The 17119-nt window shown below is 52.4% G+C and carries 23 protein-coding genes and 1 rRNA gene; 11 read left to right on the top strand and 13 right to left on the bottom strand.

Annotated elements, in window-relative coordinates:
- Window positions 1–35: 35 nt before the first annotated feature.
- Together uppS and JVX88_RS28485 are read right to left on the bottom strand one after the other, a co-directional pair.
- Window positions 36–713: a polyprenyl diphosphate synthase gene (uppS, locus tag JVX88_RS28490; protein ID WP_263975285.1), complete on the bottom strand. Its 678-nt coding sequence runs from the start codon at window positions 711–713 to the stop codon at window positions 36–38.
- Between the two features lie 25 nt (window positions 714–738).
- Complete coding sequence (locus JVX88_RS28485; protein WP_211628911.1) at window positions 739–1902, bottom strand: IS5 family transposase; 1164 nt, start codon at window positions 1900–1902, stop codon at window positions 739–741.
- Window positions 1903–2164: 262 nt separating this feature from the next.
- Between JVX88_RS28485 and JVX88_RS28480 the strand changes: the two genes are divergently transcribed.
- From JVX88_RS28480 to JVX88_RS28465, 4 genes are all read left to right on the top strand, one after another.
- A complete protein-coding gene (locus JVX88_RS28480) occupies window positions 2165–2584 on the top strand; it encodes a sensor histidine kinase (protein ID WP_211621909.1) in 420 nt (139 codons plus the stop codon).
- A 468-nt stretch (window positions 2585–3052) separates the two neighbouring features.
- Window positions 3053–3454, top strand: a complete 402-nt coding sequence (locus JVX88_RS28475) for a response regulator (RefSeq protein ID WP_211621908.1) — start codon at window positions 3053–3055, stop codon at window positions 3452–3454.
- Window positions 3455–3676: 222 nt separating this feature from the next.
- Window positions 3677–3793: ribosomal RNA gene (gene rrf, locus JVX88_RS28470) — 5S ribosomal RNA — on the top strand.
- Window positions 3794–3887: 94 nt separating this feature from the next.
- On the top strand, window positions 3888–4988 hold the full coding sequence (locus tag JVX88_RS28465) for an IS481 family transposase (RefSeq protein ID WP_211621907.1): 1101 nt from the start codon (window positions 3888–3890) through the stop codon (window positions 4986–4988).
- Window positions 4989–5104: 116 nt separating this feature from the next.
- Here JVX88_RS28465 and JVX88_RS28460 read toward each other — a convergent pair whose 3' ends face one another.
- Window positions 5105–5410 (bottom strand): hypothetical protein, encoded by a 306-nt coding sequence (locus JVX88_RS28460; protein WP_317134471.1) that lies wholly within the window; start codon window positions 5408–5410, stop codon window positions 5105–5107.
- A 661-nt stretch (window positions 5411–6071) separates the two neighbouring features.
- On the opposite strand from JVX88_RS28460, the gene JVX88_RS28455 reads away from it, so the two are divergent.
- Together JVX88_RS28455 and JVX88_RS28450 are read left to right on the top strand one after the other, a co-directional pair.
- Window positions 6072–6809 (top strand): hypothetical protein, encoded by a 738-nt coding sequence (locus JVX88_RS28455; RefSeq protein ID WP_211621906.1) that lies wholly within the window; start codon window positions 6072–6074, stop codon window positions 6807–6809.
- Between the two features lie 96 nt (window positions 6810–6905).
- Window positions 6906–7085 (top strand): hypothetical protein, encoded by a 180-nt coding sequence (locus tag JVX88_RS28450; RefSeq protein WP_211621905.1) that lies wholly within the window; start codon window positions 6906–6908, stop codon window positions 7083–7085.
- Between the two features lie 164 nt (window positions 7086–7249).
- Here JVX88_RS28450 and JVX88_RS28445 read toward each other — a convergent pair whose 3' ends face one another.
- Window positions 7250–7678: a hypothetical protein gene (locus JVX88_RS28445; RefSeq protein WP_211621904.1), complete on the bottom strand. Its 429-nt coding sequence runs from the start codon at window positions 7676–7678 to the stop codon at window positions 7250–7252.
- A gap of 63 nt (window positions 7679–7741) precedes the next feature.
- On the opposite strand from JVX88_RS28445, the gene JVX88_RS28440 reads away from it, so the two are divergent.
- Window positions 7742–8125 (top strand): hypothetical protein, encoded by a 384-nt coding sequence (locus tag JVX88_RS28440; protein ID WP_211621903.1) that lies wholly within the window; start codon window positions 7742–7744, stop codon window positions 8123–8125.
- Window positions 8126–8259: 134 nt separating this feature from the next.
- On the opposite strand, the gene JVX88_RS39285 is transcribed toward JVX88_RS28440, so the two are convergent.
- On the bottom strand, window positions 8260–9027 hold the full coding sequence (locus JVX88_RS39285; protein ID WP_225931204.1) for a phosphoenolpyruvate-utilizing N-terminal domain-containing protein: 768 nt from the start codon (window positions 9025–9027) through the stop codon (window positions 8260–8262).
- A gap of 168 nt (window positions 9028–9195) precedes the next feature.
- On the opposite strand from JVX88_RS39285, the gene lptB reads away from it, so the two are divergent.
- On the top strand, window positions 9196–9876 hold the full coding sequence (gene lptB, locus JVX88_RS28430; RefSeq protein ID WP_225931203.1) for an LPS export ABC transporter ATP-binding protein: 681 nt from the start codon (window positions 9196–9198) through the stop codon (window positions 9874–9876).
- 116 nt (window positions 9877–9992) lie between these two features.
- Here lptB and JVX88_RS28425 read toward each other — a convergent pair whose 3' ends face one another.
- On the bottom strand, window positions 9993–10490 hold the full coding sequence (locus tag JVX88_RS28425; RefSeq protein WP_211621902.1) for an AAA family ATPase: 498 nt from the start codon (window positions 10488–10490) through the stop codon (window positions 9993–9995).
- Window positions 10491–10799: 309 nt separating this feature from the next.
- Here JVX88_RS28425 and JVX88_RS28420 point away from each other — a divergent pair, with 309 nt between their 5' ends.
- A complete protein-coding gene (locus JVX88_RS28420; protein ID WP_211621901.1) occupies window positions 10800–11039 on the top strand; it encodes a UPF0175 family protein in 240 nt (79 codons plus the stop codon).
- Between the two features lie 25 nt (window positions 11040–11064).
- Here the strand turns inward: JVX88_RS28420 and JVX88_RS28415 are convergent, their stop codons facing one another.
- The 3 genes from JVX88_RS28415 to JVX88_RS28405 form a co-directional block, all read right to left on the bottom strand.
- Window positions 11065–11652: an ISAzo13-like element transposase-related protein gene (locus tag JVX88_RS28415; RefSeq protein WP_211621900.1), complete on the bottom strand. Its 588-nt coding sequence runs from the start codon at window positions 11650–11652 to the stop codon at window positions 11065–11067.
- Window positions 11653–11742: 90 nt separating this feature from the next.
- Window positions 11743–12018: a UBP-type zinc finger domain-containing protein gene (locus JVX88_RS28410; protein WP_211621899.1), complete on the bottom strand. Its 276-nt coding sequence runs from the start codon at window positions 12016–12018 to the stop codon at window positions 11743–11745.
- Window positions 12019–12094: 76 nt separating this feature from the next.
- A complete protein-coding gene (locus tag JVX88_RS28405; RefSeq protein ID WP_211621898.1) occupies window positions 12095–12622 on the bottom strand; it encodes a hypothetical protein in 528 nt (175 codons plus the stop codon).
- 317 nt (window positions 12623–12939) lie between these two features.
- Here JVX88_RS28405 and JVX88_RS28400 point away from each other — a divergent pair, with 317 nt between their 5' ends.
- On the top strand, window positions 12940–13122 hold the full coding sequence (locus tag JVX88_RS28400; RefSeq protein WP_211621897.1) for a 3-methyl-2-oxobutanoate hydroxymethyltransferase: 183 nt from the start codon (window positions 12940–12942) through the stop codon (window positions 13120–13122).
- Window positions 13123–13443: 321 nt separating this feature from the next.
- Here JVX88_RS28400 and JVX88_RS28395 read toward each other — a convergent pair whose 3' ends face one another.
- Both JVX88_RS28395 and JVX88_RS28390 read right to left on the bottom strand, forming a co-directional pair.
- Window positions 13444–13770, bottom strand: coding sequence for a hypothetical protein (locus JVX88_RS28395; RefSeq protein WP_211621896.1), 327 nt, complete (start codon window positions 13768–13770; stop codon window positions 13444–13446).
- 136 nt (window positions 13771–13906) lie between these two features.
- Entirely contained in the window at window positions 13907–14470 is a 564-nt protein-coding gene (locus JVX88_RS28390; protein ID WP_317134470.1) for a hypothetical protein, read from the bottom strand.
- Between the two features lie 56 nt (window positions 14471–14526).
- On the opposite strand from JVX88_RS28390, the gene JVX88_RS28385 reads away from it, so the two are divergent.
- Entirely contained in the window at window positions 14527–15531 is a 1005-nt protein-coding gene (locus JVX88_RS28385) for an FAD/NAD(P)-binding protein (protein WP_211621895.1), read from the top strand.
- Here the strand turns inward: JVX88_RS28385 and JVX88_RS28380 are convergent.
- Together JVX88_RS28380 and JVX88_RS28375 are read right to left on the bottom strand one after the other, a co-directional pair.
- Window positions 15459–15770 (bottom strand): NIL domain-containing protein, encoded by a 312-nt coding sequence (locus JVX88_RS28380; protein WP_051925104.1) that lies wholly within the window; start codon window positions 15768–15770, stop codon window positions 15459–15461. The genes JVX88_RS28385 and JVX88_RS28380 overlap by 73 nt on opposite strands.
- 322 nt (window positions 15771–16092) lie before the next feature.
- Window positions 16093–16977, bottom strand: a complete 885-nt coding sequence (locus JVX88_RS28375) for a zinc metalloprotease HtpX (protein WP_211621894.1) — start codon at window positions 16975–16977, stop codon at window positions 16093–16095.
- Between the last annotated feature and the right edge of the window lie 142 nt (window positions 16978–17119).

Genomic DNA, 17119 nt, shown 5'->3' with positions numbered 1-17119 from the left:
ACACTCAATATACAGATATACAGTTTAGAACCCTATCAAACCTTACCGAAGCGGCGGTCGCGCTGTTGATAGGCGTAGAGAGCTTGGTGAAACTCGGCTCGGTTGAAGTCAGGCCAGAGGGTGTCGGTGACATAGAGCTCAGCGTAGGCCACCTGCCAGAGCAGAAAGTTGCTGATGCGCATTTCGCCGCTAGTGCGGATCATCAGATCCAGATCAGAAATACCAGCCGTATATAAATGATGCTCAAACAAGGCTTCATCAATTTCATCGGGTTGCAGTAGGCCCTGTTGCACTTGAGTCGCAATGGAACGACAAGCTTGAATGATTTCTTGGCGACCACCGTAATTGGTGGCAATGGTGAACTGAATACTGCGGTTCTGGCGGGTTTGCTCCATTGAGTATTCAATTTCTTTTTGCAGTGAACGAGGCAGGGCATGCAGATTGCCCACAAACCGGATCTGAACATCCTCTTCCATCATTTCGCGCAGCTCTGGCGCACGTCGTTCTGCCGCAGGGTCGCGGCGACGATGCCGTGCCAGGTGGCACTCTGCGTGCCGTCCATGCGTGGGTCCTCCCGAGATTCGGTCGGCGCCGTTGTCGCCCCTGACGCGGGCCGCGTCTAGCAGACTGCTGAAGAATTCGGCGCCGCGGAACGGTTTCCTTTCGGCGCACTTGGCCTGGTTTGACTTGTCGTGCTTCGGCGCAGAAGGCATACGTGTCTGACGCGGTTTCTTCTCGTCATGCGGCCAGCAGCCGGGGCAGTCTGGCGAGGTTGTTGGCGGCCATGATCAGGATGAAGCGCGAACGCACCCGTTCGAGGCCGCGATAGACGGTCTGGGCCATGCCGCCGACGGTTTTGGCCCAGCCGAAAGCCTCTTCGATCCGTTTGCGGTGTCTGATCGACAGGGCGTAACCCTCGTGCCGGGTCGTGCGGCCGTCGATCGCGGAAGCTCTCGATGTCTGCGCGACATGGGGCGTGACGCAGGCTTGCCGCAGGTCGGCGACGAACTCGGCGGCGTCGAAGCCCTTGTCGGCCCCCAGCGTCAGCCGTCGGGTCGAGCCGGGAGAGTGGCGGTGGATCATGTGCAGTGCGGCGCGCCGTTCGGCATGGCCATCGGCTTGGGTCAGGTCGCCCTGCACGATGAGCCCATTGCGGTTTTCCATCAGCGCATGCCCGATGAAGCACAGCATGGCCCCGGTGCCTGGAGATTTCTTGTCGAGCCGCGCATCGGGATCGGTGGTGGAGGCATGGGTGGCATTGGAGCGCTTTCGACCCCTGAAATCGACCTCGGCATTGCGGCTCTGACGGGTGGGGCGGGGCATCGGAGTGCTCTCGGTCGTTGCGGGCTGATCCTCGGCGGGGCTGTCGGCTCCGGGCGGGCCGACCGGATTGTCGTCGGGCGGCGGGTCCCCGGCCTTCGGCTGCAAGCTCTTCATCGAAGCCCAGGCCTTCACCAGCGTGCCGTCGACCGAGAAGGGCTCGTCCGACAGAAGCGGCGCGACCTCGCGATGCGCGAGGATCGCCGCCATCACCTTGCGCGACATCTCGCTCGTCAGCAGCCGGTCGCGGTTCTTCGAGAAGACCGTCGCCACCCAGACCGGGTCGTCGATCCCGAGACCCACGAACCAGCGGAACAAGAGGTCATACTGCATCTGTTCCATCAACTGCCGCTCGGAGCGGACCGAGAACAGGATCTGCATCAGGCTCGCCCGGATCAGCCGCTCCGGTGCGATCGAGGGGCGGCCGAAATCGGTGTAAAGGGCCTCGAACTCGCCATCCAGGCTCGCCAGCGCTTCGTTCACAACCTGACGGATCTCGCGCAAAGGATGCCGCGCCGGGATGCGCGCCTCCAGATCGACATGGCTGAACAGCGACCCGCTCGCCTCGTCCGCACCGCGCATCAAAACCCCCAACCTTGACTTGCCGAAGCTGAATCATGTTCCGAAAACCGGGGCGAGGGCAGACTTCTTCAGCAGCCTGCTAGACGATTTTCTGAGCGCGTTGGATCGGAAGTGATGTCGCGACGCGGGGGCTTTGTGATTCAAGCAAGACTATCTGCACCTGGCGTTAGAAGAAGGCGAGCGGCTCCAACGGTTGCTGAATCAGATTCTCCTCTATGCTAAGCCACAACTTCTGGAAACCTCCGAGTTAGAGCTGAACTGCATGATCAACGAAATGCTGACAGCTCTCCGTGAAATGCCATCTGCTCAAGGGAAACAACTCCAATTTCGCTCTAGCCTATCACCTGCAATTATCATGGCTGACAAAGATAAGCTAAAACAGGTTGTGATCAATCTAATCAGCAATGCCTTTGAAGCAACCAATCCAGGCGAAACTGTAACACTTACGCTAGAAAGAATCGCTCCCCAACGCCTCTGTATGCAGGTGCACAATGCAGGTAAACCGATTCCAGCAGATGTGCTGCCAAAATTAACCAAACCATTCTTTACCACTAAGGCTAACGGCAATGGTCTGGGGCTAGCGATTGTTAAACGAATTGTTGAAGCACATCAGGGAAAACTCTTCATCGAATCAGCAGAAGATATAGGAACCCAAATTAAAGTATATCTACCGCTAAAATAAAAAGCGCTTTGAATTTACCGTTTGACACCCCTCATAGATACAACCCGTATAAATTTCTACAAAAAACTCACCAGAAGCCACAACTATCACGCACTTGTTCGTTTTTCAGAGTTAAAACTCTAGTTCTCTACCCAAAGACGGATTGAGTTGTAAAGCCAATTCTGAGAACAATATAGAAGTCAACCTTAATCAACAAATCTCTATAGATACAGCCTTTCTCAGGCCAGTGAAGTACGAAAAACGGGGTGCAGGGGCAGTGCCCCTACGTGGGGGCGAAGTTCCAAACCCCCTATACCCCACATGAGTGAAAAGCGCTGTATAGGGTGGCGACTTTAGACGTTGCTGGTTATTTGCGACCAGATGAGCCAATGGCTTCCGCTTCCTATCTTCTGATTCCCTAATTTACATACCGTTCTCTCGACCAAGAACCAGATTCAACATTTGCAGGCTTACTTATGAACCGCAAGCATGGTTACTCCTCCAACGCTCCAAGGCTTAAGAGGATTAGTTGTAGACGATGACCACGACTCCTGTGAACTGATGTCGCTTGTGCTGGAATCCCATGCAGCAGAAGTGAAAACTGCATTTTCGGTGCGTCATGCCCTTGAAGTGATGAAGCAATTTAAGCCAGATGTGCTGGTTAGTGATATTGCCATGCCAGGAGAGGATGGATATTCGCTGATTGGTAAGGTAAGAACCTTGAGGCGAAAATCTATTCCTGCGGTTGCTGTTACGGCTGTTATGGAAGAAGGTGGCAGCCGCAATGCCCTAATAGCTGGATTTGATCGCTGTCTCGCTAAGCCGCTCGACCTCGATGATTTTGTAGCTGTGATTAGTAATTTAGTTGAGTATCATAGCAACTCTAACTGACGCATCATACAACATACACAATTAAAGCTCCCCCTTCTAGGAAGCTATGGTGTACATACAAGTTGAAGATCCCCCCTACCCCCCTTCAATCAAGGGGGAAGAGGCGAAGCCTGTGCGAAGCACCTCCCAATCCGAGATTGAAGTCCCCCAGGAGCAGCAGAAGCGCGATGTCGGGAACTGGTTTGTGAGACAGCAGAGAGATGCGAGGGAGAGCAGGGAGGCGTTGGTGACAGGAGCGGTGAGGGTCCACCCGGTCCCATCCCGAACCCGGAAGTTAAGCTCACCAGCGCGGATGGTACTGCGCGGGCGACTGCGTGGGAGAGTACGCCGTTGCCAACCCTTTCTGTTTCCTCCATCTCTCTGATGACTTGAAATAGACGAGACTTAATCTGACACTCTGGGTACACTGTTGAGGATACAGGAGAGTGTCAAGATGACGAACGAACAGAAGATCATCGCTACCAAGTTAGGGCTGCTGAAGCTGGCAGAGACGCTGGGCAACGTGAGCGAAGCCTGTAAGGTGATGGGCTACTCGCGCGACAGCTTCTATCGCTTCAAAGAACTGTATGAGCAGCATGGCGAGGCTGGCCTGCAAGAGATCAGCCGCAAGAAGCCTAATCCGAAGAACCGGGTCGAGCCTGCGGTTGAGGCCGCAGTGGTGGCAATGGCAAGCGACTATCCCGCTTACGGTCAACTACGAGCATCCAATGAACTGAAGAAACAAGGCATTTTCGTTTCGCCAGGCGGGGTGCGCTCGATCTGGCTGCGGCATAAGCTGGAAACGTTCCAAAAGCGTTTGCAGGCGTTGGAAAAGCAGCTCGAAGCGAACCAGAGTATGGTACTCACCGAAGCGCAGGTCGTCGCGCTGGAGAAAAGCAAGCAGGAGAAAGAAGCACAGGGCGAAATCGAGACCGAGCATCCGGGCTACCTGGGCGCACAGGATACCTACTATGTCGGCACGATCAAGGGCGTGGGTCGCATCTACCAGCAGACCTTCATCGACACCTACAGCAAAGTGGTGTTTGTCAAGCTGTATGATCGCAAGAATGCGTTGGTGGCGGCCGATCTGCTCAATGACCGGGTGCTGCCGTTTTTCGAGCAGCAGGCGGTACCGCTGCTGCGCATCCTGACGGATCGTGGGACGGAATACTGTGGCTCGTTGCAGCATCATGAGTACCAGTTGTACCTGGCGATTGAGAACATTGACCACAGTCGCATCAAGGCGCGGCATCCCCAGACCAATGGCATCTGTGAACGCTTCCATCGCACCATCCAGGACGAGTTCTATGCCATCGCCTTCCGCAAGAAGCTCTACACCACGCTGGACGAACTGCAAACCGATTTGGATGAGTGGATCGAGCAGTATAACCGGGAGCGCACCCACACCGGCAAGTATTGCTTCGGGCGCACCCCGTTGCAGACGTTCCGTGAGACCAAACACTTGGCACAGGCCAAACAATTGGATACGCTTTTTGAATGGCAAGAAGTGAAGTCAGACGTCCCCGACAATCAGCCATCCGAAGTTGTCGGTTAAGTCACTTGTGTCAGATGAAATCTTGTCTTTTACAGATGACTTTATCGTGTGACACGCACACATAACGGCGAGCAGGCTTACCCTGCCTCGCCGTTTTTGATTCGTCTGCTGAGTCTTCACCGGATATCTACGAGATTTATATGAGAAGAATACAACGAAAAATAGAAATAGGCTGAAATATTGCCAAAGCTGGCCACAATTTTGACTTTGTCGCGTAATCGCTTCAGGGCGCTATAGATTTCTTGCGAGTCACCGACAGTACCACCCGGACTGTCAATCCGCAGCAGCAGAGCTGGAAATTTGCGTTCTTCAACTGTTTTTAAGGCTTCAAGAAGATGTTTGCGAGTGGCCCCCGCGATCACTCCTGTAACTTCAATTCGGGCAATTTGTTTGCGAAACCGAGGCTTAAAAGGCCAAACCATGCGTTATTTACTCGTGAGGCTGATGTTGTGTGATCCAGTGTACAAAATTAAATCGGGCAGTTGAGGCAGCCGTAAGCATGCAGTTCTGATTTTGGAGACTTTGACTGCAGATGCCAGAAGAATGCGAACCGCAGAGACACAGAGGTCACTGAGTTTGCCTGTCCTGAATTTACTCAAACCACTGCTAATACCCCTAGCAACCCTACGCGACCCGCAGAAGCAAGCTGCAAAACTCAAATCAGCGTGCTGCATACAGGCTCTGCCACCAAACCTCAAAACTAAGTACCTCGGCATAATTAAAAATCAGATTCAAAACCCTGCGCCGCCCGCGCTGCGGGCGGCGCAGGGTTTTGGGTTTTATATTTAATTATGCTCACCTACTTAGAAACTAAAGCTTTAGCCGATCCGAGCGAACTCACGCTTGAACAATCTGAGTCACCACCATTCAACTAATGCAATACAGCCTGATCTGAACGTGCCAACTTTTCCATAATTTTACGTATTCTCTAAGTTTTGATGTGTCTGTTGACAATTGTACTTAACCGAGTTTACTACAGTAGGCTGGTGAGGCTAACCCTTAGTGTTGGTTAGCTCTACCCACTGGTCGAGAACTTGATTAGAATGGTCGGGTATTAAATTTGTCAATTTGTTGTTGGAACTCATGTCAATTAGCAAAAAAGACAATACGCTTAGAGGCGCTCGTAATGTTGGAATTTTGAGCGGTAACAAGCGCATCAACGGTCTTGTCAGCCAAAAAGACAAAGTGGACTTCGTGAGGTTTAGCCTGTCTGGGGTCAGTGACTTCGGACTAACACTGGGTCGGATCAGAGGCCGATCAAGTGCAAGAATTACCCTGCGGAATAGCCAAGGTTCTGTTCTACAGAGTTTCAAGAGTGGCCCCCAAGCCAGGACATTTAACGGGAAGCTGGCCGAGGGTACTTACTTCATTGGCATTCAACGCTCGCGTGGAACCGTAAATTACAAGCTCACGGCCTCAGCGACAACCGCTACATCTGACGAAACCTTAAGCAGTGCTCGTGATATTGGTGTTTTAGCTGGAACCTATATCAATCCAGGGGTGATCGATGCAACCAATTCGGTAGATTTCTACAAGTTCACCCTGACGGATATTGCCAACCTTCAGGCCAGAGTTGATAGTTCTGCCGCAGGTACAAAGGTTGAACTGATTCGGGATGGGAATAGCAACGGATTGATCGACAACGGCGAAATCTTGACATCTGGCAGTGATTTCTCAGCGCCCTATCTGGCCAGCCTGACAGAAGACTTGCCACCGGGCACCTATCAGGCCGGCTCGGCAGGCGCCGCCGCTCGCGGACCGCCCACGACCGCCTTCCCGCACTCCGGGCAAAGCTCGGCCTCAGGCATGCCGAGCGTGTAGCCGCAGAAGAGGCAGATGCCATCACGCGCGGCACGATTCAATCGATCGTTCATCATGGGAATCCACCAGAAGTACGTGTTGACGAGCCAGCACCCGATGCCACAGAAGACGGTTACCACCGTTCCAGCAGGGCCCATCGGAAACGCCACCCCTGGGGGACTGTACTTCTCCCACGCGCGAATGGCGATCGAGAGCGCTCCGAAGTTGCAGAGCACCACAGCACACACGATGCCACAGAACACGGCCCACTCGATCCACCAAGGCGTTACCCGATAGCGCTTCTGGAGGTTATTGAAGACCTTGATCTGGTCGTAGATATTCATCGACGCGATCAACGGATGCTTCATGGGAGAACGAAAATACGATAGGAAATCAGTTTGCGTCACAACACGTTGTCCCATAGTATGTCACCACCGTTGTTGCTTGGCTTACCGCACGTACTACTGTGCCAACAGGCAGACATTGAATGCTTGCTGGTTGGGCTGAAACGCCGGTGCACCGACGCAACCGGCCTCGGCCATGCTCTGGGCGTTCCAACAGCAGTGGAGGCAAGCACCTAGAACAGGTCCGGCAGGGCGGCCCGGACCGCGGCAATGCTGAAATCCTCTGCAGTGACGACCCATGGAAGAGGCTGCCTCCAGACACCGCTTATGGTGATTCGGTGAGTAAAACCAATGAACTATACTTGCTCCAATGACAGTGCCCGTCACCGTTTTCCACACTGTGCATGATCCCTTGATCGGAACAACAATCAGAATCGGGGCTGGGTCGATGTCGAGCAGCGTGTACCCATTCAGTCCCACCGCTGGCGTTGGGATCATCGATGGCGTCAGGCTCCATGAGGTCGACACGACGTCGACCGCCTGCATCGCCTGCTTCGCCCACGGGGTCTCTACATAGATGTCAAGCAGTTCAATGTGGTAGGGGTTTGTGTGCGTGGAGATCGAACACGAGCTGGTCACCAAAGGGGCGACGATGTTCGACGTCGCGCCGGAATGGCCTCGCACCTCGCCGGATACGACCGACACCGAGTCTCCGAGGTGGATGAACGTCACGCCGTCGACTTCGTGGACCTCCGGGCCTGTGACCGGAACGGTCGGGGCATTGAACCGGGAGGTCTCCATGAACCACCCGGCGTGCTGCATCGTGAACTGCCCACTGCCGGTTGGCACATACGCCCACACATCTCTCGAACCGTCGGCCTGCATCCGCCCGAGCATCAGCGGTTGACTGGTGCTCCAGCCCGGCAAGCCGAGCGTGCCCTGCCAGACATCCTGCTCATACGACGTTGTCGGAATCGAGGACGGGGGCTGTGACCATGCCCGATCGGCGGTCACACACACACACACACACGCAGCCGCGAACCAGTTCCTTCTCATCGTTTATCCTCCAGGTATGAGCTGTACTCTACCGCCGTTGACACTCTGACTCAATAGGGATTTTTTCGTGTTCAGACAACGAGGCTGAAGACCCGTCGCTGCTCGATGATCCGCCGGTAGTCGTCGAGCTGCTCGGGCGTCGGATCGAGGATCACCAGCCCGCGGTCGCCGTCGACGATCACGGGCGTGCCATCGGTCGCCACCCGCGTCAGGTCGCCGCACCCCACCACCGCGGGGATGCCCAGCGCCCGCGCGACAATCGAGGTGTGGCTCGTCCGCCCGCCAAGGTCGGTCGCGAAGGCCACGACCTTGTCGCGGTCGAACCCCGCGGTCTGCGAGGGCGTCAGGTCCGTGGCGACCACCACCGCCTCGTGGTGCAGCTCGTTGAGGCGGGTCTTGTGCTCCCCGATCAGCTGCTTCAGCACCCGACCAGCCAGATCCTCCAGGTCGTTGGCCTTGGTCGTGAAGGCCGAGTCCTTCATCGCCTGGAACCGCGCCGCCCAGTCCTGGAACGTCCGCCACACCGCGTACTCGGCGGTCACCCGCTCCTTCCGGATCAGGTCGCGCATCGGACCGATCAGGTTCCGGTCCGACAGCATCCCGAGGTGGAACAGGAAAATCTTCGCCGCCTCGGCCCCCATCTGACGCTCGGCCGACCGCTGCACCTCCACCAACTCAGCCTTGGACTGCGCCAGTGCCGCGTCCAATCGCTTGACTTCCTGCTCGTCGGCTCCAGGAGCGATCGAGCGCTTGGCAATCCGGAAGCGCTCGTCGTCGAGCGCGAAAGTGCGCCCGATGACCACGCCGGGCGACACGGGGATGCCCTTGATCGTCTGCATCGGACCCGCAGTCTAGGGAAACGCGGCACGCCCGACGCGCCCCGCTCCCGCGTGGGCCCAACGCCCTCCATCCGGCACGCTCATACGTCGAGCTCCCGGCCAAGCACCGACCGCCCGATCGGACAGGGCATCGGCGCGACCCGCCCGCCGCCCCTACACTGCCCGATCGTGTCGCTGCTGGAAGCCCAGGGCCTGCGAAAGACCTTTGCCGGGCGGACCGTCGTGGACGGCGTGTCGTTCACCGTCAATCCGGCGGAGATCGTCGGGCTGCTCGGACGCAACGGCGCCGGCAAGACCACCAGCTTCCGGATGTCGATCGGGATGATCGAGGCCGACGACGGCCGGGTCCTCTTCGACGACCACGACGTCTCCGGGCTCCCGATGTACCAGCGTGCCAGGCTGGGCATGGGCTATCTCTCGCAGGAACCCTCGGTCTTCGGTCGCATGACCTGCACCGAGAACCTGATGGCGATCCTGGAGACCCTCCCGCTCTCCAGGGCCCAGCGCCGCGCCCGCGTCGCCGACCTCCTCGCCCAGTTCGGGCTCATCCACAAAGCCGACCACCCCGCGCGAACCTGCTCGGGCGGCGAACGCCGAAAGCTCGAAATCGCCCGCGCGCTCATCACCAACCCGCGCATCATCCTCCTCGACGAGCCCTTCTCCGGCGTCGATCCCATCGCCGTCGAGGACCTCCAGCGCGAGATCCGCCGTCTGCGCGACCGCGGCATCTCCTGCCTCATCACCGACCACAACGTCCAGCAGACCCTCCGCGTCTGCGACCGGGCCTACATCATCGACGGGTGGGGCTTCGGGACGATGGTAAAAGCTGGAACGGGCAATGCCCAGTAATTGACCTTGGCGCACGACCCTCAGTTGTGGGTGGTCAGGCACTACCAGGGCTTTTCGTGCTTCAGTCCCAACTGGGACATATTGTTATACGGCTGATCTCACAAAATCATAAGTTGTTACCACTCTAGCCAAACCTCGATTGCATTTTCAGAAACATCCGGCGGTTCAAGTTTCTCAATAATCATGCTAAGTAGCCAGGCAGGAATCTGGTACTCACCGTCCTTTAACGCAGTATTGCGCTGTTGAATACGTCTTGAAATCGTTTCTAACTCTGCTTGTAGATAATATAACTGAATTTTCACTTTGGCTTGAATAGCAAGGTGTCGTAGCTGATCCCGTTCAGTTTTTGTATGAGCAGGAAAATCCATGACAACGCTATAGCCGTGACAAAGCAAATCCGACACAATTGGGAAGAAAACATCTTGAACTCTCTGAACATACTTATGATGAGTTGCAAAGGTATCCTCTTCAGGAAAAAGCGACAGAACAAGCTTATCTAGTGAAAAAATCATTGCTCCTTTTTCTTTTGCCAACTGACTTGCAAAAGTAGTCTTTCCTGAACAAGGCAACCCACACATCAGATATAGACACGTTTGCTCTTGCTCTTCCAACATCTTTTCACTTGCACTCAGCTAAGTTTCTAACACGTATTTACGACTCTACCAACCCTTTCAAATCTGACTAGATATCAGCGCTAACAGACAAACTGCTAATTGTCGCCATAACCTGTAGCCGAAGCCGTATAACGGTGAAGTTGTGCGGCGGCAGACGATCTTGAATTCCCACCGATAGCCTCTGTTCCGTCCGTACCAACGCAGTATTATGCCGCGCCGCCACAAGAGCTAGAACTGTCAAGAGCTTAACCTGTTTTTACTTTGGCTGCTACGATCTAAGCAGAAGATTTAAGAGTTGGAGGGAGAAGCATGAGTTTGGTGATTTCAGACGATTTAGTAAGAGCCAGTGGCTTTTCAGAAAACGAGCTATTTCTGGAAATTGTGCTTATGCTGTTCCGACAAGACAAAATTAGTTTGGGAAAAGCGAGTGAGTTAGTAAAACTGCATCGGATGCAGTTTCAAAAACTGTTGGCAGATCGAGGTATCTGTGTTCATTATGATGTCGCTGAGTTTCAAGACGATCTCAATACTCTACAGGATGCGAACTAGCGGTGATCATAGTAAGGATTTTGGATTAAATAACCTGTAATTCTGGCTTTGCCGTGTAGTTCCACTGCGGCAAGAATTCATCAAAGACAATTTTCATGTTGGCTTTGAATCCTTCCGCCACTTTTCCCCCTGTTTGATAAGTCTTCTCAAGAATGGTTGCAAACACAGTCACTCCTGTGCGAGTGGTTGCTGTTGCTATCAGGTCTTGAACAGTCTGGACACTCTCAAAGATCACCCCTTGACACACACGAGAGACATGGGGAAATAAATGATGTTCAATTGGATTGTACTTGGACGTATAGGGAGGATAGTGAGCAATGCGAATTTCGATGCCTAACTCGTTGACATGGGGACGAGCAGGCAGTTGTAGAATCAGGTCATCCCGCAGTTGGTAATGGACAATCGCTAGCTCTAAGCCATCTCGCAGCTGAATCGAGCGATAAAAACCTTGCCCCAATGCTGTTGGATAGTTCCAGGTAACATCGTCTAGATCGGAACCGGGGGATTGGCCAGATTCCATTTCGTCGAATAGCGCTGAGTAATCGGCTTGGGCAAGGGTGATGGGCATGGCACTCAGGAAATAGAACGATACCAGGTCAAATAGTTCATGCAAATAGTCAATGCAAATATTTGATGCAAAAAATTAATGCAAAACTATCTCATCTATTTTACGCTGTTGCCAGCCTAGTTATAATCACTCGTCTCAATAGTTCTTTTTCTGCTGATCCACAAAACACCACAGCCACTCTTCTCCCAGTTCAGCCGAACTCATCACCGGATGGCCAGTTTCTTCGTAGTGACGCCGAGCATGTTGATTAGGAGACGAATCGCAGCACAGCATTTGACCGCAGGTTTGGCAAATCCGCAGATGCACCCAGCGGCTATTGATTTTGATGCATTCTTCACAGCGAAACACCGGATAGTTGGCTTTGGAGATCAGGTTTTCTGCGTTCAGCGCATCAAGGTGTTGGCAGCTCATAGGGGTTGAGTTGAATGGTAAGGTTGATGATTTTGAAGGCACTATTCTAGCCCGAATCGATTTAGTTAGCGAGCTGTTAATCGATGTGAGCCTGAGACCTCGCTTGAGTTGGCCGTCTACCCCAGGGCTTGAGCACGGAGATGCCAATAATCATAAAGAGGAAAACAGCTTGAATCAAAGTGCCAATCAATACCCCTCTAGCATCAAACTGGTAGAGTGGATTGCTCAGAGCCTGCAACCCTGCTTGTCCTGATAGCTGCTCAGCATTGTTACCCCAAGGAAACAACCAGAATGTTCCAAAAACTATCAGCCCAGTTGTCAGCACCCATTTTGTCATCACCCAGTAGAACTTGGTGAACCCATAGTTGGTCATCCAGCAGAGAAAGGTAGCTGTAACGACTGAACCAATTGCTGCGGGAATTACGATCCAGTCATCCAGTAGATTAATCGCTGAATCGAGCGTGTACAGTGTAGCTGAATTATCAGAGTTCGTATTCCGTAGGGCTAAAAGGAACATACTCAATACGGTTCCTGTCCAGAGTGCAGCAAAACCAATATGCGCTGACAGCAACCAGTTTTTTTGTTGAATACTTAACTTTAGCATGACTCCTCCTAAATGGTTGTCATCCTCTCTAAACAGCAAAAGACAGATCCTGGCGGCATCCAAGAAAAGCCCGTAGCCTACGGTGAGCAAGCTATGAGAACGGGAAGCTATGCAAGAAATCATGCAATATCTCGAATTCTGCCTAGGTATCTCCTGAGTTGTGCTAAATCCAAATTACTTAATATGCTAACAATTAATATATTGATTAACTTACAAAAAAGCAACCCTATGGAGCTGGATCTGCTAAAGAAAGTTGTGAATAATTTGGTCAAGCAGCTGCAGAATAGCCTCCTGCTCTGCTTTTGAAATGCCGGTAGTTGCTGGCAGGGCCACACTGCGATGGACAGATCTTGGTAACGGCAGATTTATTGGGCCTCTCAAGCTGGCGACCATCCTTTGCTAAAGCCTATGCTGACCTGCATGGAACCATCATTGAAGCTGTGCAATCCTACGCCAAAGAAGTGAAAGCGCATGAGTTTCCGCCTTCAGAGGGCGCGTAGAGTAGTAAACAGTTGATAGAACCTATCAGATAGAGCAATCAATCATAATCAATCAATAGAGCAGAATTCTCATCAGCTTACATAGGGGCATTACGGAATCAGGACAAAGTGAGATGTATTTCCTGATGTAAGCCCCCTTACCAATTCAAGAGAAATTAAATCAACACCCAAAGAGTCATCTAGATTTCTACTCTGCATACACCCAATATACAGAATAGAAAATTCAGAGTTTCTTTGTTTGCGCTGCTAAGTACTCCAGGAATTGCAACCTAGCATCAGCAGATGTGTAATCCATCAGTTCATCATGAATGGCTACGAGATTCACATACGTGTTAACGCAGTAATCTTAGCTAGTTTATCTACTGCTAGTCCTTCCAATTCACTCAGTTGTAGCCATCCTTCTCGAACCAACGAAGCCAGAACAAACACCAGGACCGAATAGCGATAGTCATACTTACCATCAATTTCATGTCTGCGAGCACTCAGAAAGTCATGCAATCGCCAAACATCGTCAATCTCAGTGAGTGAACTAGATTGCTCACGTACTGTTTTAATTAAATAATCGAGTTCTCGTTGATAGGCATTGTTAAAAGCAGTGCGAGCAATTTGCTTTTCTGTTTGTGACCATGTAGTATCAGTTGCTTGCATAACAAATTCTGAATCGATTGAGTGCTTTTTCTTATAGTTATCTTACAGGATTCTCCCTTAGCTCTGAACTAAAAAAGTGCCCTTTTAAGAGCACTCCTACTGAATTATTCATCCATTATTGCCAATCACTAGTATGCTAACCTTTACCGTTTTGGCTCTCGGTATCGGCAATTCCAAACACCTGGTTAAATACTTTTTCCACCTTGTAGCCAGAATCAATTGACTCTAGCGGATCTTTGCGCAAACGGTGCCGCAGCGCCATTACCACTACCCGTCGGATGTCATCTACCGTTACTTCAGTTCGTCCTTCGTAGGCCGCCAGCGCCTTGGCCGTACGGTTAGTGACAATATCGCCGCGCAAGCCATCTACATCGAGTTCAGCGCAGACCTGGGAAATTTTCACCTTCAGGTCGTGGTCAATCATCACGGATTTAAGCAGTTCTTGTGCTCTGATCAGCTTCTGCTGAAGTGCTTCCTGCTGCGGCTGATACTTTTCTAAAAAGGCTTCCGGCTCTTGGTCAAACTCAGAGCGCTGTTCTACAATTTGCACCCGCAGCGCTGGATCTTTCACGGTGCGGATCTCGGCATGGAGGCCAAATCGATCCAGCAACTGGGGCCGCAGTTCACCTTCCTCAGGGTTGCCAGAACCGACCAAGACAAAGCGAGCCGGGTGACGAATCGAAATGCCTTCCCGCTCCACCGTGTTCCAGCCAGAGGCCGCCGAATCCAGCAGCGGTTTATCTCAAGAGTGGACGCATGCTGTCGGTGCATCAGGTCGTGCTGGCGCTGGGCAACCTACCGCCGGCGGATCCTGCGGTTGCAGATCGAGGGTTTTATCAAAGTCAGCGCTACATCAGGAATCCTTGGTCGAATCAGGCATTGCAACAGATGGATTTGGATCAGCCGCTGCTGCTGATTGGCTCTGGCCTAACGATGCTGGATTGGGCTATAGCATTGCATCAACGAGGATTTCGGAGCACTATACATGTGATTTCTCGGCGTGGTCTTCTACCGCAAACCCATCAGCCAACTCTGCCATACTGCATTACTCCACCTAGTGGATCTCACACAACCCGGTTTCTGTTGAGGTGGCTGCGACAAGAAATCAAACTAGCTCAGCAGCAAGGTAGCGATTGGCGAGCAGTGATCGATGGTTTGCGCCCCTATACTCAGACAATTTGGCAGTCGTTATCTCTAATTGAGCGGCGGCGTTTTCTGCGGCATGTTCGACCCTATTGGGAGGTGCATCGCCACCGGGTTGCTCCTGAAGTTGCCAAAACAATTCACCATCTCATCCAAACAGGACAATTGCAGCTCTGGACTGGACGCATTCAGGATTATCGTGAACAGACTGAGGCAGTTGAGGTCTACTTTCGCGCTCGTCCAAACAATCAGCCACGCTGCCTGACAGTTAGTACGGTGGTCAACTGTACTGGAGCTGCCTGCAACTATGATCGATTCCACCATCCTTTGATTGCAGACTTACTTCAAACTGGGTTGGTCTTACCCGATCCGCTTGGGTTGGGACTTGAGGTCGCGGCCAACGGTGCATTGATTGAAACAAATGGTTGCATGTCCAACTGGTTGTTTACCTTGGGGCCAACACAAAAAGGCCGCCTCTGGGAAACCACAGCCGTACCCGAACTGCGCCAGCAGGCAGCCACCTTAGCCCAACAGCTTTTGCAGTCTTACCAGTCATCCTGTTCAGAGTCGTACCAGATTTCTAAATCTAGGTCGTTTAGGTACAGCAAAGCACTCTGAATTTGCGGTACGGTGCCCTGAAGCTCTAGATCAAACCAGCCGTCTTCTCTAGCATTGGCTCCTAGGAGGGCGGCGGCAATGTTCACTGTCAAGCTGTACTGAGAGATCAAATTGGAAATGATTGGCTCTTGCTGATAGCGTTTCGGAATCCGAATTCGAATTCGCGTTGAGGTTAGCCTCTGGTCGTTGCTATGGCTGCTTAGCTTTACGGCGACATCATAAGGCTTGAGGGAGGTCATTGATCCATCTCCTTAGGAATAAACTGCACAGGTTTAGAACACAGACATCAGCAAAACCCAAAGCTAGGATTTAGCACTGATGAAACTGCCTAAAAAAGTAGATTTCAGTAACCACAAACCAAAAATACGGTAAGCCGATAGGGATTTAGTAATTAATCTGAATTGATTTTACGCTACTTTCATTTAGAAGTCTAGTATTCCGCCCGGCAAACCGGATTTTGCTGTCGCATCAATAAGACCTCTGTAGGCATTGCAGAAACTGAACAAACCATTGAATAGATCTGTGCAGACTCGGGATAGCAGACCAAACTGTAGCATCAGACTATGCAATTGCGGTTGTGGCTGGTTGCTGCTGTTGAGCTAATTCCATCAGCCGCTGAATCCGATCCTCGGTGCGGGGGTGGGTAAGGAATAGGGTTTGCAGTCCTTCTACTGACAAAGGATTGATGATCAACAGCGGTGAAAAAGCCGGGTTGCCATTCATCGGGATTTGTCGCCCAACTTGCTCTAGCTTACGCAGGGCATTCACAAGAGCCAACGGATTGCCGGTAATCTCAGCCGAGCCTTGATCTGCCGCATATTCACGAGTACGAGAAATGGCGAGCTGAATCAAACCTGCCGAAAGCGGTGCCAAAATAATCAGGAACAACAGTCCGAACGGATTGGGATTACGGCGGTTATCGTAGGTAACGGGTCCGTACAATGCTCCGAAACTGAGAATCCGGCCCAGAAATGTAATCGCACCCGCTAACGTACCTGCCACGGCCTGGGTTAGAGTATCGCGGTTTTTCACATGGGTCAGCTCATGCGCTAGTACGCCTTCTAGTTCCTCAGGGGAAAGCAGTTCCATGATTCCTTCGGTCACGGCCACGGCTGCATGGTCTGGATCGCGACCTGTGGCAAAGGCGTTGGGTGATTTGGTCGGCACAATGAATACCTTCGGCATCGGAATTTCGGCCCGTTGGCTGAGGCGAGCAATCATGTCAAATAGCTCTGGCGCTTGTTCACGGCTTAATGGCTGGGCACGATAGGCCGTCAAGGCGGCTTGATCGGAAAAATACCAGGAGCCGATGGAGGTAAAGGCCGAAAAAATCAGACCGAGAATTAATCCCTGTTCGTTGCCAATCAGGTAATAGCTAACTAAAACAATTAAGCCACTCAGTAACCCTAAGAGTGCAGTCGTTTTTAGTTGATTTACTCCAAACATAGCTGTGCTCCGAACTGTGCTCCAATGAACTGTTGCCCGCAAGTTTGCATGTGATTTGTGTCAATTGTTCAGAACCATAGCGAATTTTGACAGCGTCTAGTCTCTACCAACTGGGTGAGCAGTGACTCTGTCGGTGGGAAGA

The organism is Leptolyngbya sp. 7M, assembly GCF_018128485.1.
Note: the sequence above shows the minus strand (reverse complement) of the source record. Positions and strands in the feature narration are given on the sequence as shown.